This window comes from Mycobacterium sp. 1164966.3 (assembly GCF_001665395.1).
In the GTDB taxonomy this organism is placed as follows: domain Bacteria; phylum Actinomycetota; class Actinomycetes; order Mycobacteriales; family Mycobacteriaceae; genus Mycobacterium.
In genome coordinates this window covers 23336-48477 of record NZ_LZSG01000048.1, presented here as the reverse complement: position 1 = coordinate 48477, position 25142 = coordinate 23336, and the positions used below count along the sequence as shown (strand labels likewise).

Below are 25142 nucleotides of genomic sequence, written 5' to 3'. Positions count from 1 at the left end.
TCGGGGGGGGGTGCTTCGGGGGGGGGGGGCGGCGCGGGGGCGGGGGGGGGATGCGCACGTCCTTGGGCTCCTCGGCCGTCGTCACCGTCTTGCCGTCGGCGGCCGCGCGGTAGGCCTCGACGGCCTCGCCCACCAGCCGCACGTACAGGTCGAATCCGACGCCCGCCACGTGCCCGGACTGCTCGACGCCGAGCACGTTTCCCGCGCCGCGGATTTCGAGGTCTTTCAAAGCGACCGCCATGCCCGCGCCCAGCTCGTTGTTCTGCGCGATGGTCGCCAGCCGGTCGTAGGCCGTTTCGGTCAGCGGGGCGTGCGGGGGATAGAGGAAGTAGGCGTACCCGCGTTCGCGACTGCGCCCGACCCGGCCGCGCAGCTGATGCAGTTGGGACAGCCCGAACGTGTCTGCCCGCTCGACGATCAGTGTGTTGGCGTTGGAGATGTCCAGGCCGGTCTCCACGATCGTGGTGCACACCAGAATGTCGTATTCGCGGTTCCAGAACCCCTGCACGGTGCGTTCCAGCAGCTCCTCGGGCATTTGGCCGTGCGCGACGACCACCCGTGCCTCAGGCACCAGTTCGCGCACCCGGGCGGCGGTCTGGTCGATCGAGCTGACCCGGTTGTGCACGTAGAAAGCCTGCCCGTCCCGCAGCAGCTCGCGGCGCAGCGCGGCCGCGACCTGCTTGTCGTCGTGCGGACCGACATACGTCAGCACCGGGTAGCGGTCCTCGGGTGGGGTCAGGATCGTCGACATCTCCCGGATCCCGGCCAGGCTCATCTCCAAGGTGCGCGGGATCGGCGTGGCGCTCATGGTCAGCACGTCGACATGGGTGCGCAGCGACTTGATGTGCTCCTTGTGCTCGACGCCGAAGCGCTGCTCTTCGTCCACCACGACCAGGCCCAGATCCTTCCAGCGCACGCCTGTCTGCAGCAGCCGGTGCGTGCCGATCACGATGTCCACCGACCCGTCGGCCATGCCGTCGAGTACCGCACGGGACTCCGTCGCATCGGTGAACCGGGACAGCCCCTTGACGATCACAGGGAAGCCGGCCATCCGCTCGCGGAACGTCTCCAAGTGCTGGTCGGCCAACAGCGTGGTAGGTACCAACACGGCGACCTGTTTGCCGTCCTGGACCGCTTTGAACGCCGCTCGCACCGCGATCTCGGTCTTGCCGTAGCCGACGTCGCCGCAGATCACCCGGTCCATCGGCACCGGCTTCTCCATATCGGCCTTGACCTCGGTGATGGCGGTGAGCTGGTCGACGGTCTCGGTGAAACCGAAAGCGTCCTCCATCTCGGCCTGCCACGGCGTGTCGGCGCCGAACGCGTGTCCGGGGCTGGCCTGGCGTTTGGCGTACAACGAGACCAGCTCGCCGGCGATCTCGCGGACCGCGGAACGCGCCTTGGTCTTGGTGTTGGCCCAGTCGCTGCCACCGAGCCGGCTCAGCGCCGGCGCCTGCCCGCCGACATAGCGGGACAGCTGATCCAGCGAATCCATTGGGACATAAAGCCGGTCGGCCTGGTGGCCGCGCTTGCCGGAGGCGTACTCGAGCACCAGATATTCCCGGCGCGCACCGCTGACGGTGCGCTCGACCATCTCCACGAAACGCCCGATGCCGTGTTGGTCGTGCACCACCAGGTCGCCGGCCGTGAGCGCCAAGGGATCGACGGTGTTGCGACGCTTGGCCGCCAGTCGCTTGCCGTCGACATTCGTGGCCCGGCTGCCGGTCAGGTCGGTTTCGGTGATGATCACCAAGTTGGCGCTCGGCAGTATGAGGCCGTCGTGCAGCGGGCCCTTGAGCACCCCGACTATCCCTTGTTTGGGCGAAGCGCCGGAGTCCAACATGGCGGCGGGGGTGTCGGATTCGGCCAGCCGTTCCACGACCCGGTGGGCCGTCCCGGTCCCGGGCGCGACCACTGCGGCATAGCCACCGGTCGACACATGCGCGCGCAGCATCGCGAAGATGGCGTCAATGTCGTGCTGATGCCCGCGGGCGGACGGCGCAGCACGGACGTCCAGCTCCATCGCCGACTCGGCGGATAGCTGGCTCAGCGTCCACCACGGATGACCCGAGCCGGCCGCGGCTGCGCTCAACTCGTCCAGCTCGACGAACCCCGACCCGCCCAGCTGTCCGACGTCCAGCGGCGCTTGGTCGTCTCGGGAACCCATCGCCGCGACCGACCACGACGCCTCCAAGAATTCGCGGCCGGTCTTGATCAGGTCGGCGGCGCGGGTGCGCACCTTCTCCGGGTCGCACACCAATACCGGTGTGCCGTCGGGTAGCTGATCGGTCAGCAGCGCGTGATCGTCAGGCCGGAGCACCGGCAATAGCGCTTCCATGCCGTCGACCGGGATGCCCTCGGCCAGCTTGGTCAGCATGTCGGTGAGCGTGCCGGTGATCGCACCCTCGTCGGTCGGGTGCCGTTCGGCCAGCGCTGCGGCCCGGGCGCGGACGTCCTCGGTCAGCAGCAGCTCCCGGCAGGCGACCGCGACCAGCGTCTCGACGGCGATCTCGGGGATCGAACGCTGGTCCGCGACCGAGAACATCCGCATTTCGCTGACCTCGTCGCCCCAGAACTCGACGCGGATTGGGTGTTCGGCGGTCGGGGGGAACACGTCGAGGATCCCGCCGCGGACCGCGAACTCGCCACGCCGGCCGACCATGTCGACCCGGGTGTAGGCCAGGTCGACCAGCCGGGCGATCACGTCGTCAAACTCGATCTCCTCGCCGACGGTCAAGCTGACCGGTTCCACCAGGCCCAGTTGCGGCGTCATCGGCTGCAGCAGCGAGCGCACCGGTGTGACCACCACTCGCAGGGGCGGGCCCAGCCGTGCGTCATCGGGGTGAGCCAGCCGCCGCAGCACCATCAGCCGGGTACCGACGGTGTCGACGCCGGGCGAGAGCCGTTCGTGCGGCAAGGTTTCCCAGGACGGGAACGCCGCCACCGCATCACCGAACACGCCGCACAGTTCGGCGTGTAGGTCCTCGGTTTCCCGCCCAGTCGCGGTCACAATCAGCAGCGGGCCCTGCCGAGCCAGCGCACAGGCCACGAAAAGGCGCGCACTTGCCGGTCCGACCAGCGTCAGTTCGTCGGGTCGATCGGAGGCGCGCGCGATCAGCTGCTGGAATGTCGGCGCTGTCAACGCCAATTCGACGAGCCCCGCGATCGGGGTATCTGGGCTAGCAGGCCCCGGTGCGGTCATGATGCATCCATTCTAGGGGCGCCAAAGATCGTCAATATTGGGCCGGGCGACGTCAAGGAAGCGTAAGGAAAGCCGCGTACAGCCTTGCCCGGGAGCACGTTGAATGCATGACATTGCTGGACATGCTGCCTTCCATCGGCAAGGCCGCTCCGCGGCGGTTCGATCCCGCGATCTGGCCGATGACTACTTGCACTGACGAGGAAGGCCGACTCTGCCTCGGCGACGTGCCGCTCACCGATATCGCCGACGAGTTCGGCACCCCCGCCTACGTGATCGACGAGCGCGACTTCCGGAACCGCGCCCGCCGCTATCGCAAAGTCCTCCGGGACGTCGAGGTGGTGTACGCCGGCAAGTCGCTGCTGACGACCGCGGTGGCGCGCTGGGCACGTGAGGAGGGGCTTGGTATCGACGTCTGCTCACCTGGGGAGCTGGCTGTTTGCCTGGCAGGTGGCATGGATCCCGCCCGCGTCATCCTGCACGGCAACGCGAAGTCGCCGGAGGAGCTGCGCGACGCGGTGGCCGCCGGCGTCGGGCGCATCGTCGTCGACTCGGATATCGAGATCGCCTACCTCGCGGGTTTGGCGAAACGGCGTCAGCGGGTGCTCGTTCGGGTGGCACCAGATGTGGACATCCACGGCCACCGCGCCCTCACCACCGGGATCAGCGACCAGAAGTTCGGGTTCACGATCGACGGCGGCCAGGCCGCCGATGCCGTCGAACATGTACTGGCGCACCCGACTCTCGACTTGATCGGGCTGCATTGCCACATCGGCTCGCAGGTGACCGATCCGACCTGGTACGGCGAGGCGATTCACCGGATGATCGCCGCCATGGCGGACATCCGCGCCAGGCACGGCGTCATTCTGACCGAGCTCAACATCGGCGGCGGCCATGCGGTGCCGTACGTCCGCGGCGACGCGGAGCTCAGCCTTGACCAGTTGGCCGCCGTGATCGATGACGCCCTCGACGAGGCCTGCGGTGCCGAGCATTTCCCCCGTCCAGCCGTGGTTGTAGAACCCGGTCGCGGCATCAGCGCCCGGGCGGGGGTCACCCTTTACCGGGTGCGCTCGGTGAAGACGCGGCCGAACGGGCGCACCTTCGTCGCGGTGGACGGCGGGATGAGCGACAACCCGCGCGTCGCCCTGTATGGCGCGCAATACACAGTCGCCCTGGCGAACCGCCATGGATGCGGCACAAAGCGGGTTGTCACCGTGGTAGGCCGGCACTGCGAAGCCGGCGACGAGATCGCCCGCGATATCGAACTGCCGACCGACATCCATCCCGGTGACCTGCTTGCCGTCGCCGGTACCGGCTCCTACCACCACAGCATGGCGTCGAACTACAACCTCGTCGGCCGGCCGCCGCTGGTGGCGGTCAAGGACAGCCGGGTGCGCAAACTGGTGCGCCGGGAGACGACAGCTGACCTGTTGTCACGCGACTGCGGGTAGTGGCGATCGCAAGCGCGGCGAAGCCGGGCGCAGTGGGTCGCCACCATCGGGTAGTGGCGATCGCAAGCGCGGCGAAGCCGGGCGCAGTGGGTCGCCACCATCGGGTAGCGGCGATCGCAAGCGCGGCGAAGCCGGGCGCAGCGGGTCGCCACCATCGGGTAGCGGCGATCGCAAGCGCGGCGAAGCCGGGCACTGGGGGTACCCCCGCGAAGCTGGGCGCAGTGGGTCGCCACCATCGGGTAGTGGCGATCGCGCTCTGCGGGCGTGCCATAGGGGCGTATCCCGGCTACTCGTCCTGCAGATGCGGATCGGCTTCGAGGTGCGTCAGCCCGTTCCACATCAGGTTGACCAGATGCGCGGCGACGACTTCTTTCTTGGGCTCTCGCGTGTCGAGCCACCATTGCGCCGTCATAGATACCGAGCCCACCAGCGCCTGCGCATACAGCGGGGCCAAGTCGGGGTCGAGCCCGCGGCGGGCGAAGTCGCCGGCCAGGATGGAGCTCACCTGGCTGACGGCATCGTTGAGCAGGCTGGAATACGTACCCGAGCTGATCGAGGCCGGCGAGTCGCGGATCATGATGCGGAAGCCGTCGGTGCGCTCCTCGACATAGGTGAGCAATGCCAGCGCGACCCGCTCGACACGCACGCGCGACCGATTGTTGGTCAGCGACGACGTGATGCCGTCCAGCAGCGCCGACATCTCCCGGTCGACGACCACCGCATACAGGCCCTCTTTGCCGCCGAAGTGCTCGTAGACGACTGGCTTGGACACATTGGCCCGCTGCGCGATCTCCTCGATCGAGGTCCCGTCGTAGCCCCGTTCGGCAAACAAGGAGCGCGCGATGCCGATGAGCTGGAGCCGGCGTTCGTTGCCCGTCATCCGTGCGCGGGGGGCCCGCACTTCCTTGCCCGGTGCTGCCACGTCAACAAGGGTATCGGTTTGGGCACATTCGCCCGTTCACCGGCGGCGTTGAGCCTGCCTGGACATTCCTCGCCATGGCCGCAGCCTCAACGTTTCCCCCTCGACTAAAGTCTTGGGGGCGCGGGACGACCGCCCTGGATAGGCAATCCGTCGTGGTGTAATCGGCAGCACCTCTGATTTTGGTTCAGATAGTTCAGGTTCGAGTCCTGGCGACGGAGCTCCGTTCTTTGCCGCGAGCGGGCATGAAATGCCACGCTTGACGGCGTGTCGGCGTACATATGCGCACGCTCGCGACCGAAGGAGACTTGATGACCTTTCGTGGTGACACCGCGGTCATGGTCCTGGCGGCCGGACCCGGCACCCGCATGCGATCGGACACTCCCAAGGTGCTGCACACCCTGGGCGGACGCAGCATGCTGTCGCATTCGCTGCACACCATGACGAAGCTGGCACCCCAGCATCTGGTGGTGGTGCTCGGCCATGACCACCAGCGGATTTCCCCTCTGGTCGCCGAGCTGGCCGACACCCTCGGACGCAGCATCGAGGTCGCGCTGCAGGATCAGCCGCTAGGCACCGGGCACGCCGTGCTGTGCGGCCTGTCGGCGCTACCCGAGGACTACGCCGGCGTTGTCGTCGTCGCCGCGGGCGACACCCCGCTGCTGGACGCCGACACGCTGGCCGATCTGATCACCACCCACAGTGCGACGTCCGCCGCCGTCACCGTGCTGACCACGACGCTGGACGATCCGCACGGTTACGGCCGCATCCTGCGCACCCAGGACGACGAGGTCATGGCGATCGTCGAGCAAACCGACGCCACGCCGTCGCAGCGCGGCATCCGCGAGGTGAACACCGGTGTCTACGCCTTCGACATCGGAGCGCTGCGCTCCGCGCTGAGCCGACTGAGCTCCAACAACGCCCAGCAGGAGCTCTACCTGACGGACGTCATCGCAATCCTGCGCCGCGACGGACAGACCGTCAGCGCCCGCCACATCGACGACAGCGCACTGGTGGCCGGCGTCAACAACCGGGTTCAGCTGGCGGAGCTGGGGGCCGAGCTCAACCGCCGGATCGTCGCCGCCCACCAGCTGGCCGGGGTCACCGTCGTCGATCCCGCCACCACCTGGATCGACGTCGATGTGACGATCGGCCGCGACACCACGATTCAGCCCGGAACCCAGCTGCTTGGCCGCACCCGGGTCGGTGGTGGCTGCGTCGTCGGGCCGGACACCACGCTGATCGACGTCAACGTCGGCGACGGCGCATCGGTATGCCGGACCCACGGAAGCGAATCGTCGATCGGCGACGGCGCGACCGTCGGGCCGTTCACCTACCTGCGGCCCGGGACTGTATTGGGCGCCGACGGGAAGCTGGGCGCGTTCGTCGAAGCCAAGAACTCCACCATCGGCGCCGGCACCAAGGTGCCGCACCTGACCTACGTCGGCGACGCCGACATCGGCGAGCACAGCAACATCGGCGCGTCCAGCGTATTCGTCAACTACGACGGCACCACCAAGCGGCGCACCACCATCGGCTCGCACGTGCGCACCGGCTCGGACACCATGTTCGTGGCGCCGGTGACCGTCGGCGACGGCGCTTACACCGGGGCCGGCACCGTCGTTCGCGAGGACGTCCCGCCGGGAGCTCTGGCGGTGTCAGCGGGCCCGCAGCGCAACATCGAGAACTGGGTTCAACGCAAACGGCCGGGGACTCCGGCGGCCGAAGCCGCTGATCGTGCTGCTCAACGGTCAGAATCCGAACAGAAACCCTGAGTTCGTTTCCTGGCTACCCGGCAATTTATCGGTACTCTTCGCTACGTACGATGGGTAGTCCGTTTTGATCTCGATCGATCCCGAACGCGCGAGGGCAGCACGTTGAGCCACGACTGGACCGATAATCGCAAAAACTTGATGCTCTTCAGCGGCCGCGCCCATCCAGAGCTGGCCGAGCAGGTCGCCAAAGAGCTCGACGTCCACGTCACCGCGCAGACGGCGCGCGAGTTCGCCAACGGCGAGATCTTCGTGCGCTTCCACGAGTCGGTGCGCGGCTGCGACGCCTTCGTGCTGCAGTCCAACCCGGCCCCGGTCAACAGGTGGCTGATGGAACAGCTGATCATGATCGACGCGCTCAAGCGGGGCAGCGCAAAGCGGATCACCGCGGTCCTTCCGTTTTACCCGTACGCCCGCCAGGACAAGAAGCACCGTGGTCGCGAACCCATCTCGGCGCGGCTGGTCGCCGACCTGCTCAAGACCGCCGGTGCCGACCGGATCGTGACGGTCGATCTGCACACCGATCAGATCCAGGGCTTCTTCGACGGACCCGTCGACCACATGCGCGCGCAGAACCTGCTGACCGGCTACATCAAGGACAACTATCCCGACGGCAACATGGTCGTGGTCTCCCCCGATTCCGGCCGGGTGCGCATCGCCGAGAAGTGGGCCGACTCGTTGGGCGGCGTTCCGCTGGCCTTCATTCACAAGACCCGTGACCCGCGGGTGCCAAACCAGGTGGTGTCCAACCGCGTGGTCGGTGAGGTCGCCGGCCGCACCTGTGTGCTGATCGACGACATGATCGACACCGGCGGCACCATCGCCGGCGCGGTAAAGCTGCTGCATGACGACGGCGCCGGCGACGTGATCATCGCGGCCACCCACGGTGTGCTGTCCGACCCGGCTGCCGAGCGGTTGGCCGGGTGCGGAGCACGCGAGGTGATCGTGACGAACACGTTGCCGATCGGCGAAGAGAAGCGTTTCCCGCAGCTGACGGTGTTGTCCATCGCGCCGCTGCTGGCCAGCACCATTCGTGCTGTTTTCGAAAATGGCTCAGTCACAGGGCTTTTCGACGGAGACGCCTAGATGGGTTCGGGTTCTGGCGATACCGTCATCTACCACAACCCCAAGTGCAGCACCTCGCGTAAGACGCTGGACTTGTTGCGGGACAACGGTATCGAACCACAGATCGTCCAGTATCTGAAGACGCCGCCGTCTCGGGCAGAGCTGGTGCGCATGATCCGCGACGCCGGGATCGACGTGCGCACGGCGGTGCGCAAGCGTGAACCCTTGTACGCCGAACTCGGATTGGCCGACGCCGGCGACGACGAACTGCTTGACGCCATGGCCGAGCATCCGATTTTGATCGAACGACCGTTTGTCGTCACGCCGAAAGGCACCCGGCTGGCCCGGCCAATCGACGCGGTACGCGAGATTCTGTGAAGCGCTTTGTGGCTGCGGTCACGATGGCCGCGTTGGGTGCGGTCGCCTGCGGACCGAAATCGCCCGACTTCCAGTCGGTCTTGTCTACGACAAGCAGCGCAGCCGCGACCACCGCCATCACCACCACCGGCAAGCCGACCCCCCTTTCGGAGTATCTGGAGAGCATCGGCGTCAACGGCGAGCCGGTGCCACCGGGTGATGTTCCCGATCTCACCGTGTCCATTCCCACGCCGCCGGGCTGGGGGCCGCACGGTGATCCGAAGGCACACCCGAACGCGGTGATGCTCGCCAAGGGCGACAACTTCCCGGCGGCCCTGTTGGTCGTGTTCAAGCTGCGCGGGACATTCGATCCCGCCGAAGCGATCAAACACGCCAATGCCGATATGCCCGAAGGCTTTCACCAACTGAATGCCTCGATGGCGCCGTTCAACGGCTTCCCGTCGTCCATGGTAGAGGGCAGCTACGACGCCCGAAGCGGACGCATGCACAGCTGGAACCGGATCGTCTTGCCGACGGGTTCGACCAACCAGCGGTACATGGTCCAGCTGACCATCACCAGCATGGCGGGCGAAGCGGTCAAGCAGAGTGACGACATCGAAGCGATCATCCGGGGATTCGTCGTCGCGAAGAAATAACGTCCACCGCGAAAGTGCAACTAGCTACACGTTTCTCGAGTAAGGCCGTCGGTAGTTGCACTCTCGACCGCGCTAATTAGTGGCGGCCTGCTTCCTGGACCAGTTGCACCCGGGACGTCAACCCGAGCTTGGCGTAGACGTGCGTCAGATGAGTCTGCACGGTGCGCGGGGAGACAAAAAGCCGGGCGCCGATCTCCTTGTTGCCCAGCCCTTCCCGGACCAGACGCACGACGTCGCGCTCCATCGGCGTCAGTGAGCGCCAGCCGCTGGCCGGGCGTTTGCGTTCGCCACGACCCCGTTGGGCATAAGCAATTGCCTCCTCAGTGCACAACGCGGCACCTTCGGCCCAGACCACGTCGAAGTCGTGCTGTCCCAATGCCTCCCGGACGGCCTGCAGGGCGGCTTCGTACCCAGCTTGATACATCGGGTAGCGCGGGTGCCTCATGCGTTGCCGCATCGCCTCCGTCGCTCCCAACAGACGCGCGGCGTAGGGGTAGTTGCCCTCGTCGACCGCAAGGCGTGCAAGACATTCCAGAGCGTCGTCCACCCGCAGGTATGCGCCGGTCTGCGTGGCGATGGTGAGCGCTTCGTGCGCATCGCGCTCAGCTTGTTCAGGCTCACCCCGTGCGATGGAAACATATGCCCGCACTGTCAGCGTGAACGCTCGGTGCCAATTGGGTAGCGCTTCAATGGTTTCATCCGCCCAACGGCGGGCGGTCACCAGGTCATCGCATGCCAAGGCGGCCTCGGCCGTGGGGGTGAGGGTTCTGGTGAATCTTTCGCGCAATGGATTGGTGTGCTGCCAAGCGGTTTCGGCTGCCCGCATTGCCGCCGCTGCGTCGCCGTCGGCAAGAGCGGCCACGGCGAACACCGCATACACCCCGTCTTCCATGACGCCACCAATCGCCTCGGCAGCGGTCAGGGCGGACTGGGCTTCGGTGCGCGCGACTGACACCTCACCCTGCTGTGCGAGCGCTGAGGCATAACAGATCCGAGCGAAGATGGCCGTGGTGAGGTCTCCGTCGATGTCGGCGTCGTCGGCCACGGCCCGGATGGTTTCAGTTGCCTGCGTGAGGTTTCCCTGCAGCATCAGCGCTACGCCGAGCCACAACCGGTTGTTCCGGGAAAAGTATCGGTCGCCGAGCGCGTCGGCGAGTTCGCGTCCCTGTTCTGCGGCGGGGAGTGCGGCGGCCGGGTTACCGGCTATGGCGCCAGCGGTCGCCTGATAGCTGGACACCAGACAGAGGCTCCACTGATCACCGGCTGCACGCGCGAGGTCCATCGCCTCGTCGAAGTATGCGTCTGACCCTCCGGCGGTGCTGGCTGCGCGCACGCCGCACGCGATGAGGGCTCGCGCGATCAGCGCCGGGTCATCGAGCTGGCGAGCGACGGCAAGAGCCTTCTGCATTCGATCCGGATCCGTTAATGTGCCCACCTGAGCAGCGATAATCGCTTCGTGTGCAGCGGCGCTCGCCCACACCGCCGGTTCGATGTCCGCATCCGCCTCGTCAGTCAAGATAGCGTCTATCCCGGCCAATGCTTCCTGGGCACGGCCACCCCGTAACCACAATGGCCGCAACGACAAGATGGTGCGCAGCGCCGCCTCGGGCTCGGAGTTCTCCCGGCTCCACGCGAACGCGGCTCGCAGATTGTCGATTTCGGTTTGCGCCCAGCGCAATAGCCGCTCGTCGCTGGAGTGCCCCAGCGCTTCCCACTCAGCGGCCGTCGCCGCATAGTAGTCACGGTGGCGGGTTCGTGTCTCGACGGCCTCACCGGACTCGCCCAGCTTTTCTTGCGCATACTGGCGCACCGTCTCGAGCAACCGGTAACGCATACCGGCCCCGGAGTCGTCGGCAACAACGAGGGATTTGTCGACCAACAGGCTCAGTAGGTCCAGAAGCTGGTATGCCTCCACTGTGCTGGTGGCACCGACGGCCTGGGCGGCATCGAGGTCGAACCCACCCATGAATACCGCAAGCCGCCGGAATAAGACCCGCTCCGGCTCGGTGAGCAGCGCATGCGACCAATCGACTGACGCACGCAACGTCTGCTGGCGTCGCACCGCGGTGCGCGCACCGCCTGTCAATAACCGGAACCGGTCATGCAGACTGTCCAGGATCTGCTTGAGCGACAATGCCCGAACCCGTGCTGCGGCAAGCTCAATCGCCAACGGCATCCCATCCAGGCGCTCGCAGATCTCTTTGATGAGCTTCGTAGTCGCTTCGTTCACAACGAATTCGGGTCGCGCACGTCGAGCACGGTCGGTGAACAACTCGATGGCCTCATCGGCCAGTGACAACGACGGCACGAGCCACGCCAATTCACCGGGTATCCCGAGCGGTTCACGGCTAGTGGCCAGAATCGTCAAATGCGAGCAGGCATTGAGCAGTTCAACAATCATGGTTCCGCACGCATCAAGTAGATGCTCGCAGTTGTCGAGCAGCAGCAACATCGTCTTCTCGCCGAAGAAACGCAGCAGCGTGTCCATGGTGGAGCGGCCCGGCTGATCCGGCAGACCGAGCGTGCGCGCGGTCGTGACGGGAACCACCGCCGGAATGGTGATGGGCGCCAGGTCGACGCACCAAATGCCGTCCGAGAACTCGTCGTTCAACCGGGCGGCCACTTCCACCGCAAGGCGGGTCTTACCAGTACCACCGGCGCCGGTCAGCGTCACCAGCCGATTGCAGGTGACCAGATCCCGCAACTCCGCCATCTGTCCTTGGCGCCCAACGAAACTCGTCAGCCGAGCCGGAAGATTATGCGCGGCAACAACACTACGCACCCGCAGCGGTGGGAACTCATTGCACAAATCCGGATGACACAACTGCACCACCCGCTCTGGGCGCGGCACCCCCCGCAACGGATAGCTGCCCAACTCCGTCAACCACACACCTTCGGGCAACCGATCCACCACCAACGGCTCGGTCGCACCCGACAACACCGTCTGACCACCATGCGCCAAATCGCGCAACCGGGCGGCCCGATTAATCGTCGGACCCACATAGTTGCCCTCGTCGCGCAACTGAATCTCACCGGTATGCACACCAATGCGCACCCTCAGCGGGGCCAGCGGCGCCCGCTGCAACGCCAACGCGCAGGCCACCGCATCGCTGGCGCGGGCGAACGCCGCCACAAAACTGTCGCCCTCACCCTGCTCAACGGGACGCACTCCGCCATAGGCGGCAACGGTCTCGTCCACCGCCTGGTTCAGCACCGCCAGCGCGGCCGTCATCTGCTCGGGCTGGGACTCCCACAACCGCGTCGACCCCTCGACATCGGCGAGCAGCAACGTCACCGTCCCGGTCGGCAACAACTCGCTCACACCCAACTCACTCCAGGTCAGCGCCGGCATCTCCGCGTGTTGGCTCATGGTAGCCAGCATCGCCGCCGCAACCTATGCAAAACATCCGCCAGAGCGCGCAGATACACTCCGCCGGCCCGCGTAGGGTGCCACGATATCCAGGTGACCGATGGTCCACCGATCGAAGAGCTGCTGGATAGTGCGGTCGCTGCGATTAACCGCGGTGACCGCGCCGCCGCGACCGCGCTGGCGGCTCAGGTGCTGGCTGCTGACAGCGCCAACGCCGAGGCCGAAGACCTATTGGCCGTGCCAGGCAATCCCGGTGAGATCCGCCGATTGACTATCTTCTTTGCCGATCTGGTGGATTCGACGGTGTTGTCGACTCGCGTCGAGCCCGAGACCTATCGCCTGCTGGTGGGTCGCTATCGCGAGCAGGTACTGCGTGCCGTGAATCGCTACGAGGGTCACGTCGGCTCCACCAAAGGCGACGGATTGCTCGCGGTGTTCGGCCATCCGATCGCCCACGAGGATGATGTGCGCCGCGCGATACAGGCGGGCCTCGAAATCACCCGCGAAGTAGCCAAACTCAGTGAACAGGCCCGCCGCCGCTTCGGAATCGAAATCAACGTCAGGATCGGGGTGCATCGCGGCCTGGTGTATCTGGATACCGTCCAGGACGACGTTTACGGGCTGGCCGCGAACCTGGCGGCGCGCGTCTGCGGTCTGGCCCCACCGGGCGCGGTCGTGGTTTCTGACGCCGTCGAGACGTTGGTACGCAACAACTTCGAGTTGGAGGCTCGGCCGGCAGCGCTGGTCAAGGGCGTCGAGGATCCCATCACGCACTTCCGCGTGTTGGCCGAGCGCGTGCCGGTGCAGAATCCGGGTCACGGCCCACTGGTCGGACGTGATGCCGAGTTGACGCGCCTGCAACAGTCTTGGGAGCAGGCGAAAGCCGGAACATTGAGCACTCCGGGGTTGGTGTTCCGGGGCGAGCCTGGGATAGGGAAGTCCCGGCTGGTGGCGGCTGCCATCGAATTGGCCGACGAGGCCGTGGTCCTGGAATTGGCCGGGTCGCCGTTTCACACCGACGCTGGACTGTACCCGGTACGCACGTTGTTGGAGTATCGCTGCGGCATCGCCCGCAATACCGACCACACTCAACGACTGCGGTTGCTAGACAACGAAGTTCGTGCCCGCGGCCTGGATCCGCAGAGCACAGTGCCACTGTTGGCGCCGGTGCTGGGCATCGACACCGGCTACCAGCAGGTGGCTGCGGAGGGCCGCAAACTGTATGAGTCGATCGCGCAGGCGGTGCAAACTTATCTGCTGACGTGTGTCGGCCACGGGCCCGGACTGGTAGCGGCTGAGGATGTGCACTGGTTCGATCCGTCGACGCGCGAGGTGCTGAGCGCGCTGCTCGGCTCGGCCCAGGGTCGGCTGCTCGTGGTGATCACCGGGCGCCCCGGGAATTGGCTGCCCGCCGGGTGGCCGCACCAGCTGTTCGATCTGACGCCATTGACCGACGAGCAGACCGACATGTTGATCACCGCGCTGGACCCCAGCCTCACCGCAGATGAACGGACGGCGGTAGCCCAACGCTGCGACGGGGTGCCCTTCTATATCGAGCAGGTCGTCAATGGCGTTGGCCAAACGGGGGTGCCGGAAACGTTGTACGAGCCGTTGTTCGCCCGGCTTCGGGCCAGCCCCAGAGTGGTTCCCGTGCTGGAGGCGGCGGCCGTCATTGGCCGCCACGTCGACCGGGGTCTGTTGTGCTCGGTGGTCGAACTCGCAGACGACGAGGTTGACGACGTCATCGGCGAGCTTGAAGACGCTTCGGTACTCGAGTGGTGGGGTGCCGATACGTGGCGGTTCCGCCATGAACTACTGCGCGAGGTCGCCGCCGAATTGGCGCCTCCCAGTGTGCGCCGATCGCTGCATGCCAGGGTTGCCGACGCGCTGTCTGAAAGCACGGACCCGGATTGGCAGCTGATCGCCGGGCACAACGAGAACGCCGAACGGTTCTTCGAGGCCGCCGCGGCCCTGCAGGACGCAGCGGCGGATGCGCGGCTTCGCGGCGCGCTCGCGGAGGCCCGTACCTACCTGACCCGGGCCATCGAGCAGCTCGACCGAGCCACGCCGGGCACCGACCGCGACAGTCTCGAAATGGGACTTCGTCTGGAAAGCGGACGCCTGGCCGGAGCTACCGAAGGCTATCAAAGTCGCTCTGCCGCAGTGGATTACGAGAGATGCCTACAGCTGGCTGGCACAGACCTGCGCGACGAGGATCTTTTCGCCACATTGGCCGCGCTGGCTGGCTACTACGTCACGCGCGCCGACCTCGACCGCGTGGAACAGGTGCTCGAGTCGCTGCGCGCCGGCGTCGAGCACGGCCGCGACTGGTTCGCTCCGGTTATCGAGGCCTACCGCGGGCTGGTGATGCTGCTGCGCGGCGAATACGACTCCGCTACCAGCCTTCTCCAAGGGGCCATCGCCGGCTTGGCCGACATGGACCAGAACAGCGTCTACCTGCACGAGCCAGGCTGGTATGTGGCCAACGAACCGCTGACGTATGCCCACACCCATCTCGCGTTTGCGCGCTTCATGGGTGGTGATTTGATCGGCGCCGAAAGCGAGCTGGCCCGGGCCGCGTATCGAAGCAAGCAGCTCGGATTCCCGTCTGGCCCATACACCGTCTGCTACGCGCAGTTGATCGAGATCGCGATGCGATTCGAAGCCGGCCAGGTCGAGACTGTCGCAAGTATGGCTGCCGAGCTGACTGCTCTCGGTGAGCGGCACGGCTTCGAGGTATGGCAGCTGGTGGGTGTCACCTGCCAGACCGCAGCCCTCGGCCTGGCGGCGCTCGACGCCGGCGATCAGGCCGGTCTGCACAGTCACATCGCGACCCTGACGTCACTGCTCGACTCCTTCCGAACGTTCGAGGCGCATTTGTTCGTCACCGGATACGACGTCATCCTGGGCCGGCTGTTGATCGGCGCCGGCCAACCCGCGGCGGCACGCGAGCGCCTTGAGTTGGGACGGTCGTTGGCTCGGCGCACCGGGATGTGCTGCTATGACGCCGAGTTGCTGCGGCTACGCGCGCAAACCCGGGACGACGAGGCCGCCCGCCGCGCTGATATCGGCGCCGCGCTCGAACTGGCCCGGCGCCAGGGCGCGCGATTGTTCGAGTTGCGGTCCGCGCTGGATGATTACGAGCTTCGCGGTGAGGAGGCAACTTCCGCCGTCGCCAACGCCTTGGCGCGCATACCTCATGACTTTTCGTGGCCGGAACTTGCTCGGGCGCCAGTAGTTTGAGCGGGGCGCGCAACCAAGTCTCACCGGTATGCGCACCCTCAGCGGGGCCGGCGCCGGCATCTCCGCGTGTTGGCTCACGGTAGCCAGCGTCGCTGCCGCAACCTCTGCAGAACGGGCTGGTAGAGCGCGCGCCGTGCCGCTCGTGGCTCGCGAAATTACGACCCCACACCGCGCAGATCTACGCGCTGACGCCGATGGTCTTGGCCGTCAACCGCCGGATAGTCGACGCCATGACGATCCAAACCGCACTCGAAAGCCCAAGCGTTTTTGACGCCGGACTGCCCCGCATTGCCTACGATCACCTCACCGATCCTGAGGAAGCGCACCGCGTCCTCGCCGACGCCCGCGCGCAAACCCCGATCGCGATCGGCGCCTATGGCCCGGAGCTGTTGAGCTACGAGCTGGTCCGCGCGATGTTGCGCGACAACCGATTCGTCACCGCCCACGCCATGGGGCTGGCGGTGCGCGGCGTCACGTCAGGTCCGGTGTGGGACCGGGCAGTGAACAACATCCTGGGCATGGACGGGGTTGCGCATCACCGACTGCGCCGGCTCGTCTCAAAGGCCTTCTCACCGCGCGCCGCCGAACGGCTGCGCACCCTGACCGTCGACGTCATCAATGGGCTGGTCGAACCGTTCACCAGCGTCGGGCATTGCGACATCGTCGCCGATATCGCAAAAAGTTATCCCACCCAAATCATCTGTGCGCTGCTGGGCGCACCCGGCGAGGATTGGCCGCTGTTCTCGGACTGGACCGACGACATCAAGAAATTTCTCGAGGCCGGCGTCGCCAACGACGCCCCGGTGATCGAAAAGGCGTGGAACGAACTGGACGACTACCTCGAGGAGTTGATCATCCGCCGGCGCGCTTGCCTGACCGACGATTTGATCTCCGATCTCATCCGCGCCGAAGAAGACGGTGACCGACTCACCCACGACGAAATGCTCATGCTGTGCGCCACCCTGCTCGGCGCGGGTACCGATACCACTCGCCACCAGCTCGCCGCCGCGGTGCAAACCCTGTGCGCCCACCCCACCCAATGGGCGATGGTTGCCCGCCATCCGGAGTTGGCCCCGGACGCTGTCAACGAGCTAATGCGTTACAGCCCAATCATTTTCGGCACCATCAGGGAAGCCGCCGAGGACGTCGAGCTGGCCGGGGTGCGTATTCCCGCCGGCACGCTGGTACTCGCCAACACCGCCTCGGCTAACCGCGACCCGAAGGCCTACGACGACCCGGAACGTGTTGACATCACCAGGGCAAACCCAGCAGCCATCCTTAACTTCGGCGGCGGCGTGCACTACTGCCTCGGCGCTCACCTCGCGCGGCTGGAACTGACCGAAGCTCTTCGGGTCATCACCGCGCGGATGCCGAATGCCCGCCTGGCCGGCCCGGTCCCGTGGAGAGCTATCAGCGGAATCACCGGACCCCTGTCCGTGCCCTTGGAGTTCGACACGCACTAGCCCTGATGGTGGCGACCCGCCGCGCCCGGCTCCGCCGCGCTTGCGATCACCACTAGGCTTCCCAGCCATGGCCGACTGGACCGCCGCCGACTTGCCGTCGTTCGCCGGGCGCACCGTCATCATCACCGGCGCCAACAGTGGGCTCGGGGCGGTGACGGCCCGAGAGCTGGCGCGCGTGGGCGCCAAGATCGTCATGGCCGTCCGCAACACGGAAAAGGGCGATGCCGCCGCGCGGCAAATCCACGGCCAAGTCGAGGTGCGTCAACTCGACCTGCAGGATCTGTCGTCGGTGCGGCAGTTCGCCGACGAAGTGGACAACGCCGACATCCTGATCAACAACGCCGGCATCATGGCCGCCCCGTACGCCATGACCGCGGACGGCTTCGAGAGCCAGATCGGCACCAATCATCTCGGTCATTTCGCGCTGACCAACCTGCTGCTGCCCAAGCTGTCCGATCGGGTGGTGACAATCTCGTCGATGGCACACTGGCCGGGCCGCATCCGCCTCGACGACCTCCACTGGAAAAGCCGCCGGTATTCGGCCTGGCTGGCCTACAGCCAATCGAAGCTCGCCAACCTGCTGTTCACCAGCGAGCTGCAGCGCCGCCTCGACGCCGTCGATTCGCCGCTGCGCGCGCTGGCAGCCCACCCCGGCTACTCGCACACCAACCTGCAGGGCGCCTCGGGCCGCAAGTTATCCGACACGATCGTCTCGGCGGCCACTCGGATAGTCGCCACCGACGCGGATTTCGGCGCTCGGCAAACGCTTTACGCGGCGTCGCAAGACCTGCCGGGAGACACGTACGTCGGGCCCCGGTTCGGCTACGTCGGGCCAACACAAGCGGTCGGACGCAGCCGGGCGGCTCGAGACCTGGCTATGGCCCACGCGCTCTGGCAGGTGTCCGAGCAGCTCACGGGCACCAAGTTTCCGTCCTGAGCCGCACGCCAGGTCTGGCGAGCTGCGCAAGCCTGCGGCCAGGGCGACGAAATCGGCGGCAGGCTCGACGCCACCAGCGCAGGCTCGGCGCGTGACGGAAGTGACAACGGGCAACTCGCAATTTCCGCTCCGACCCGCGCATGCGCTAACCTGACCGGGCGTCACGGCGAGGGTGGCAGGCCAAGCAGCCAGCACCGTTATCGACGGAGACCGACATACTGTCGCGATCCTGGCCGTGGTCACCAGACACACAGGAGCGACACGATGGCAAAGTCAGCAGTCAACCAACTCGCCGTCAAGGTACGTAGCGAGACCGGCAAGGGCGCGTCTCGCCGGGCCCGGCGCGACGGCAAGATTCCCGCCGTCCTGTACGGTCACGGCGCCGATCCACAACACCTGGAACTGCCTGGTCATGACTTTGCCGCCGTGCTGCGGCACTCCGGTACCAACGCGGTACTGACCCTCGACATCGAAGGCAAAGAACAGCTGGCGCTGACCAAAGCGCTCGACATCCACCCGATCCGGCGCACCATCCAGCACGCCGACCTGTTGGTCGTGCGTCGCGGCGAAAAAGTGACCGTCGAGGTCAACGTGGTCATCGAGGGCGAGGCCGGACCCGACACGCTGGTCACCCAGGAGACCAGCGCCATCGAGATTGAGGCCGAGGCGCTGTCGATTCCCGAGCAGTTGACCGTGTCCGTCGAGGGCGCCGAGCCGGGCACCCAGTTCACCGCCGGGCAGATCGCCCTGCCGGCGGGCGTCAACCTAATTTCCGACCCCGAATCGCTGGTTGTCAACGTGGTGAACGCGCCGACGGCCGAGGACCTCGAGGAAGAGGGTGCGGGCGAGGAAGCCGAGGCCGCTGAGGGTGCCGAGGGCGCCGAAGAAGAGGCCGGCGAAGCCGCGGAAACCTCTGCGGACGAATCCGAGTAGACCCCACGGAGACAAAAGTGGCCGAACCCCAATTGGTGGTCGGCTTGGGGAACCCAGGAGAGAACTACGCCCGAACGCGGCACAATCTGGGGTTCATGGTCGCCGACCTGCTGGCAGCACGCCTGGGTGCAAAATTCAAGGCGCACAAGCGTTCCGGCGCCGAGGTCCTGACGGGCCGGCTGGCGGGGCGCTCGGTGGTGCTGGCCAAGCCCCGCTGCTACATGAACGAGTCGGGCCGCCAAATCGGCCCGCTGGCGAAGTTCTACTCCGTGCCGCCGGCCGACATCATCGTCGTTCACGACGAGCTCGACCTCGAGTTCGGTTCCATCCGGCTCAAGTTCGGCGGCGGCGAAGGCGGGCACAACGGGGTGCGCTCGGTGGCGTCTGCGCTGGGTACCAAGGACTTTCAGCGGGTGCGCATCGGGATCGGCCGTCCCCCAGGCCGCAAAGACCCGGCCGCCTTCGTCCTGGAGAACTTCACCGCCGCTGAGCGCGCTGACGTCCCCACCATCTGCGAGCAGGCCGCCGACGCCACCGAGTTGCTCATCGAGCTTGGGCTGGAACCCGCGCAAAACCGCGTCCACGCGTGGTAACCAACCTGCCTAGCCGGGGTACCAGCGCCGAGCAGACGCAAAATCCCCCGTTTCGGCACGAAATCGGGGGATTTTGCGTCTGCTCGCCCTACTTTAGGTGACCAGCATCAGGGAGTTGGAGCGGCGCAGCTTGCCCGACGGGGTCTTCGGGATGGTGCCCGGACCAAGGACAACCACGTTGCGGGGCCGCACGTCGACCTCGGCCAGCACCTCGTGCGCCACCTGGTGCTCGATGCGGCGCACCTCGGCCGGATCTTCGAAAGCGTTCGACTCGACTGCGACGGCAAACGTCTCGCGGGAATGCCCGGCGTCCAGCCGTACCGCCACCGCGCAACCCGGACGGACGCCTTCGACCCGGCCGGCGGCACGCTCGATGTCGGTCGGGTAGATGTTTCGGCCGGCCATGATGATGACGTCCTTGACGCGGCCGCACACCACCACGTGACCGTTCTCCATCTGATAGCCGAGGTCACCGGTGTCATACCAGCCGTGCTGGTCTTGCGCCGGCAGGAATCCGCCCATCGTGATGTAGCCGGGGGTCACCGACTCGCCGCGCAGCTCGATCACCCCGACACCGCGGTGCGGCAGGATGTTGCCGTCGTCGTCGACGATGCGGGCCTCGATGCCGTGCAGCAGCGGCCCGAGCGAGGCCAGCCGGCGGGTGTTGCCCTTGGTGGCCGGCACCGCACGGCGCAGCGCGGCCAGCAGGTCGGCATCCACCTCGTCGACGACCAGGCCGGCGCCGCATTCGGAGAAGGCCACCGCGAGCGTGATCTCGGCCATCCCGTATGCCGGCAGGATCGCTCCGGGGTTCAGCCCGAACGGCCTACCCGCCTCGACCAGGTCCTCTACGTCAGCGGGCTCCACCGGCTCGGCTCCCGACAGCGCGAAGCGCAGCGTCGACAGATCGAACTGACCGGGCTTGGCCTGCTTGCGCAGCCGCTTGGCGAACAGCGAATAGGCGAAGTTGGGGGCCGCCGTCATCGTGCCCTGGTATTTGTCGATGAGCTTGGCCCACAGCAGCGTGTCCCGCATGAAGTCCATCGGGGTGACCTTGACCAGCTCGCCGCCGAAATACATCGGTACGGTCAGGAAGCCGATCATGCCCATGTCGTGGAACAGCGGCAGCCAGCTGACCATCACATCGGTCTCGGCGTTGTACTCGGCGCTGATGAACATCGCCTCGAGATTGGCGAACAGGTTGCGGTGGGTGATCTGGACGGCTTTCGGCGACCCGGTAGATCCGGACGTCAGCTGCATCAGCGCCAAGTCGTCCTCGCCGGCCTCGATGGGGTCGACGGGGTCGGACGCCAGCAACTGCTCGACGGTCAACACGTTGATGCCGCGCTCCTGCAGCACCGGCGCGGCGGCCATGAACGGCTCGGAGATGACAACCGCCTTGGCCTCGATCATGTCGACGACGGTCGTGGTGTCCTCGGCCCAGATGGCCAGGTCGGTGCGCGGGGTGGGCTGGTGCAGCATGGTCAGGCTGGCGCCGCGCATCCACAGCCCTTGGGCGGTCGGAGCAATCTCGACCGGAGCACCCGCGAGCACACCGACCCCGTCGCCTTGGCCGATCCCGGCCGCCGCCAATCCACCGGCGATCTTCCGCGCCCGCTCGTGCACCTCGCCCCAGGTGTGGCGGACCGGAGTGTGCGGCTCGCCGGTCACCATGCCCTTGGTGGTCTCGCGGGCGTTGCGGAACATCTTCTCGGTAAATCTGCTCACAACCAACTCCTCGGTTCCGGCACAGTTCCCAAGGTTCGGGACCTCATGCTCCGCCTGCCGAGCTCCACATTCTGGCAGGCGCGCGCACACATTAAGGGCGCGGTTATGTCTCGAAACAGTGATAAGCCGACGACGGCAGAGGCAGGCCGCCCAGCGGAGCGCATGTGCTTACCGTCGTTCGTCACCGCGGGATATCTTAAGCTCCTCTTAAGGAACTGCCAAACTCTGACACGATGTTGAGTGCTAATTCACATCGGAGTCACAAGGCATCTGTCGGCGCCGGCACCAGGCGGGCCCCGGCTACCGGCCCGGTGGCGACTCGAACACTGCGGCAAACCCCCGCGCCGGACAGCTGGGTGCCGACGTCGATCGCCGACGCCTCCGACGCGCACAGGAAGGCACACGTGGGCCCCGAGCCGGAAACGATGCCGGCCAGCGCGCCCGCGTCGACGCCGGCACGTAGCGCTGGCCGCAGCGCCGGGTCCAGGCTGACCGCGGCCGCTTGCATCTCGTTGCCCAACAGCGGTGCCAGCTGCTCTGGATCGCCCGCAGCCAACGCGGCCAACACCGGCCCCGGTTCCTCGAGTCGCGGCGGGTCACCGGCTTCCCGCAGGCGGTCGAGCTCGGCGTAGACCGCCGACGTGAGCAGTCCGCTGTCGGCGAAGGCCAGCACCCAGTGGAACGTGTTGCGGGACAGCACGGTGGCCAGCTCCTCGCCGCGGCCGGTACCCAGGGCGGTGCCGCCGTGCAGGGCGAACGGCACGTCGCTGCCCAACCGCGCGGCGAGCATGCGCAGGTCGCGGCGGGGCAACGCGAGTTCCCACAGCGAGTTCATCGCGACCAGCACCGCAGCCGCGTCCGCGCTGCCCCCGCCCATGCCGCCGGCGACCGGGATCGCTTTGTCGATCATGATCGACACATCGGGCGCCCGGCCCACGTGTTCGGCCATCAGCTCGGCGGCCTTCCAGGCCAGGTTGCGCTCGTCGGTGGGCAGCTTGTCGGCGCCCTCGCCGACGATCTCGAGCGAGAGCACGTCGGCGTTGCGCACGGTCACCTCGTCCACCAGCGAGACGGCATGGAACACCGTCGTCAGCTCGTGATAGCCATCCTCGCGGCGATCGCCCACCGCCAGGTAGAGGTTCACCTTGCCAGGCGCCCGGACCGTGGCCGACCCGGTCGGCACCCACAACTCGGCGGTGTTGCCGTCAGACCCAGCCACGGCAGCAGACTATCGCTGCCGGCAACAATCCTCACGCGACGGGCCGAACGGCCGCCGCGGGCTACCCGGCTGCCGCGGTGTTGTCCGACCGTTGCAACAGGCGCACGAAGTCGTCGATGGAGAGCGTCTCGCCGCGGCGGGCCGGGTCGATACTGGCGGCGAGCAATCGCGTGGCCGACTCGTTGCCGGAACCCGCCCACTCCGCGAAGGCGTTGCGAGATGTCTTGCGCCGCTGCGCAAACGCGATATCCACCAGCTCGAACACCTGCCGGCGGAAGGCTTCTTCAGCGGGCCAGGGAGACGACGTGTACCGGTCGATGCGCACCAGCCCGGAGTACACCCGCGGGATCGGCCAGAACACCGTGGGTGACACCGTCCCGCAGCGGCGCACACGTCCGAAGTAACGCACCTTGACGCTCGGCACCCCGTATTCCTTACCGCCCGGCTCCGCGGCGAGCCGCTCGGCGACCTCCGCCTGCACCATCACCGTCACGGTGCGGATGGATGGGAACTCGGCGAGCAGATGCAATAAGGCCGGGACGGCGACGTTGTACGGCAGATTGGCGACCACAGCGGTTGGGGCTGCCGGCTCTTCGGGGAGATCTTCGCGGCGCAGCGTCAACACATCCCGGTTCAGCACCGTCAACCGGTGGATTTCGCTGTGCGAGTGCTCCGCGACCGTCTGCGGCAGCCGTGCGGCCAGCACCGGGTCGACCTCGACGGCCGTGATGGTCGCGCCGCGGTCGAGCAACGCCAGCGTGAGCGACCCGAACCCGGGCCCGACTTCCAGGACTACGTCGGAGCGGCCGACCCCGGCGGTCGAAACCACCCGTCGCACCGTGTTGGCGTCATGGACGAAGTTCTGTCCTAGCGATTTCCGTGGCCGGAATTCGAGTTCTTTGGCCAGCCGCCTGATCTCGGTGCGTCCGAGCAGCCGGATGGTCAGTGTGCACCCGCTCTTCCGCTGCACACCGGCCAGGCGCCCCAGCCCTGGCGCTGCTGGGTCACCGAAGCGACGGCGATCTGCTCCTCACGGGTGGCCAGGTCGGCGCGCGGGGCGTATTGCAGCCCGCCGTTGCGCTCCCAGGTGCTTTGGTCGAATTGCACCCCACCGTAATACCCGTTGCCGCTGTTGATCGCCCAGTTTCCGCCCGCCTCGCAGCTGGCGATGGCATCCCAGATGGCGCCGTCGGACACCGGGGGGACCTCGGTGCCGGGCTTGGTCCCCACCCGGACCACCGCTTCGTGGGCGGGCGTCAGCACCACGTTGGCGACGGGCAGCCGGCCGGTCTCCACACCGTTGACGGTGGCCACGGCGAACGTCACATCCTGCACGCCGGGGCTGCCGGGATCTTCGACGATCTGGCGGCTGGCGTTCAGCTCCGGGTCCTCGATGCGACGGGAGCTCGGCGGCAGCGGGACGCGCTCGGTGACCCGCTGAATGCGGTGGCGGGTGACCTGGATTTCCATGCCGTCGACGATCGGCGAGGTGGCGTTGGGCACCACTTGGTCGCTGTCCAGCAGCGGGGCGCCGGCGGCTTTCAACAGGCCGGCCACATTTGGTGCGGGCAGGTGCACGGTGCGCACCGCGCCCCCGTCGTTGATTTGCACCGTCTTTGCGCTGACCACCGGCAGGGCCATGCCGCTCAACGGAACCCGGCTGCCACGAGAGGCTGCGGCCGGGGCAGTGTCGGTCATCGCGAGTTGGGCAAGTGCCTCGTCGACGGTGGATGCCGTCGTCCAAACCTGCCGGGTCTGCTGGCCGTCCAGCGAGATCTGCAGCGGCCGGCTTCGTCGCAGCACGATGTTGTCGGCATTGTGGACTTGCACATCGGCGGCGGGATAGAGGTCGTCACGCTCGCCGACGACGAAGCCGTTCTCCTTGACGATGTCGATGACTCGCGACTTCATGGTCGTCACCCGCAGCACGGTCCCGTCCACCGTCAACGTCACCTCTTTGGCCGTCGAGATGGCGTAACCACCCGCGAACGCGAGCGTCAACAGCAGCCCTCCGACGAGAACCCGCAGCGCCGGCGACGGGGTTTGATTCAGTTTTTCCAGAACGCCTAACGATCGCTTATCCCCGACTTCAGCAACCAATTCATCGACCTTTTCGAAGCTCTACACGCCAAAAAAGGGCCCGGCGGCCCACCTTTACGATCACAAGACGGTAACGAATCGGCCACGGCTCGGCAACTCCAACGTCGGCCGTCTGCGAAAGTTCAGGTAAACGCAGG

The 25142-nt window shown here is 66.7% G+C and carries 17 protein-coding genes and 1 tRNA gene; 11 read left to right on the top strand and 7 right to left on the bottom strand.

The window, feature by feature from the left end:
* Positions 1–3202: transcription-repair coupling factor (gene mfd, locus A9W99_RS18835; protein WP_067381456.1), on the bottom strand; the 3202-nt coding region annotated here is incomplete at its 3' end.
* A gap of 107 nt (positions 3203–3309) precedes the next feature.
* Here mfd and lysA point away from each other — a divergent pair.
* Positions 3310–4650, top strand: a complete 1341-nt coding sequence (gene lysA, locus A9W99_RS18830) for a diaminopimelate decarboxylase (protein WP_067381452.1) — start codon at positions 3310–3312, stop codon at positions 4648–4650.
* A gap of 286 nt (positions 4651–4936) precedes the next feature.
* Here lysA and A9W99_RS18825 read toward each other — a convergent pair whose 3' ends face one another.
* Positions 4937–5530: a TetR/AcrR family transcriptional regulator gene (locus tag A9W99_RS18825; protein ID WP_156623185.1), complete on the bottom strand. Its 594-nt coding sequence runs from the start codon at positions 5528–5530 to the stop codon at positions 4937–4939.
* A gap of 188 nt (positions 5531–5718) precedes the next feature.
* Between A9W99_RS18825 and A9W99_RS18820 the strand changes: the two genes are divergently transcribed.
* From A9W99_RS18820 to A9W99_RS18800, 5 genes are all read left to right on the top strand, one after another.
* Positions 5719–5790: transfer RNA gene (locus tag A9W99_RS18820), tRNA-Gln, on the top strand.
* A gap of 90 nt (positions 5791–5880) precedes the next feature.
* Positions 5881–7344 (top strand): bifunctional UDP-N-acetylglucosamine diphosphorylase/glucosamine-1-phosphate N-acetyltransferase GlmU, encoded by a 1464-nt coding sequence (gene glmU / locus A9W99_RS18815; RefSeq protein ID WP_067381485.1) that lies wholly within the window; start codon positions 5881–5883, stop codon positions 7342–7344.
* A 102-nt stretch (positions 7345–7446) separates the two neighbouring features.
* Positions 7447–8427, top strand: a complete 981-nt coding sequence (locus A9W99_RS18810; protein WP_067381446.1) for a ribose-phosphate diphosphokinase — start codon at positions 7447–7449, stop codon at positions 8425–8427.
* Positions 8428–8784 (top strand): arsenate reductase (glutaredoxin), encoded by a 357-nt coding sequence (gene arsC, locus A9W99_RS18805; protein ID WP_067381443.1) that lies wholly within the window; start codon positions 8428–8430, stop codon positions 8782–8784. It abuts the gene before it with no gap.
* Between the two features lie 23 nt (positions 8785–8807).
* On the top strand, positions 8808–9419 hold the full coding sequence (locus A9W99_RS18800; RefSeq protein ID WP_067381482.1) for an LpqN/LpqT family lipoprotein: 612 nt from the start codon (positions 8808–8810) through the stop codon (positions 9417–9419).
* A 76-nt stretch (positions 9420–9495) separates the two neighbouring features.
* Here the strand turns inward: A9W99_RS18800 and A9W99_RS18795 are convergent, their stop codons facing one another.
* Positions 9496–12789, bottom strand: coding sequence for a LuxR family transcriptional regulator (locus tag A9W99_RS18795; RefSeq protein ID WP_156623181.1), 3294 nt, complete (start codon positions 12787–12789; stop codon positions 9496–9498).
* Positions 12790–12882: 93 nt separating this feature from the next.
* Between A9W99_RS18795 and A9W99_RS18790 the strand changes: the two genes are divergently transcribed.
* The 5 genes from A9W99_RS18790 (at position 12883) to pth (ending at position 19958) form a co-directional block, all read left to right on the top strand.
* Positions 12883–16032 carry an adenylate/guanylate cyclase domain-containing protein gene (locus tag A9W99_RS18790; RefSeq protein WP_253870057.1) on the top strand — a complete coding sequence of 1050 codons (3150 nt, stop codon included), beginning with the start codon at positions 12883–12885 and terminating at the stop codon, positions 16030–16032.
* A 230-nt stretch (positions 16033–16262) separates the two neighbouring features.
* Positions 16263–17495: a cytochrome P450 gene (locus A9W99_RS18785; RefSeq protein ID WP_067381476.1), complete on the top strand. Its 1233-nt coding sequence runs from the start codon at positions 16263–16265 to the stop codon at positions 17493–17495.
* A gap of 67 nt (positions 17496–17562) precedes the next feature.
* Positions 17563–18432, top strand: a complete 870-nt coding sequence (locus A9W99_RS18780) for an oxidoreductase (protein ID WP_067381437.1) — start codon at positions 17563–17565, stop codon at positions 18430–18432.
* A 264-nt stretch (positions 18433–18696) separates the two neighbouring features.
* On the top strand, positions 18697–19365 hold the full coding sequence (locus tag A9W99_RS18775; RefSeq protein ID WP_067381434.1) for a 50S ribosomal protein L25/general stress protein Ctc: 669 nt from the start codon (positions 18697–18699) through the stop codon (positions 19363–19365).
* 17 nt (positions 19366–19382) lie between these two features.
* Positions 19383–19958, top strand: coding sequence for an aminoacyl-tRNA hydrolase (gene pth / locus A9W99_RS18770; RefSeq protein WP_067381431.1), 576 nt, complete (start codon positions 19383–19385; stop codon positions 19956–19958).
* A 93-nt stretch (positions 19959–20051) separates the two neighbouring features.
* Here pth and A9W99_RS18765 read toward each other — a convergent pair whose 3' ends face one another.
* From A9W99_RS18765 to A9W99_RS18750, 4 genes are all read right to left on the bottom strand, one after another.
* A complete protein-coding gene (locus A9W99_RS18765) occupies positions 20052–21686 on the bottom strand; it encodes a fatty acyl-AMP ligase (protein ID WP_067381427.1) in 1635 nt (544 codons plus the stop codon).
* A 259-nt stretch (positions 21687–21945) separates the two neighbouring features.
* Positions 21946–22905 carry a 4-(cytidine 5'-diphospho)-2-C-methyl-D-erythritol kinase gene (locus A9W99_RS18760; RefSeq protein WP_067381424.1) on the bottom strand — a complete coding sequence of 320 codons (960 nt, stop codon included), beginning with the start codon at positions 22903–22905 and terminating at the stop codon, positions 21946–21948.
* A 61-nt stretch (positions 22906–22966) separates the two neighbouring features.
* Positions 22967–23884: a 16S rRNA (adenine(1518)-N(6)/adenine(1519)-N(6))-dimethyltransferase RsmA gene (gene rsmA / locus A9W99_RS18755; protein ID WP_067381421.1), complete on the bottom strand. Its 918-nt coding sequence runs from the start codon at positions 23882–23884 to the stop codon at positions 22967–22969.
* The gene (locus A9W99_RS18750) at positions 23848–24966 is read right to left on the bottom strand and encodes a resuscitation-promoting factor (RefSeq protein ID WP_067381473.1); all 1119 of its coding nucleotides are present in this window, start codon (positions 24964–24966) and stop codon (positions 23848–23850) included. The genes rsmA and A9W99_RS18750 overlap by 37 nt, the downstream gene beginning before the upstream one ends.
* Positions 24967–25142: the final 176 nt, after the last annotated feature.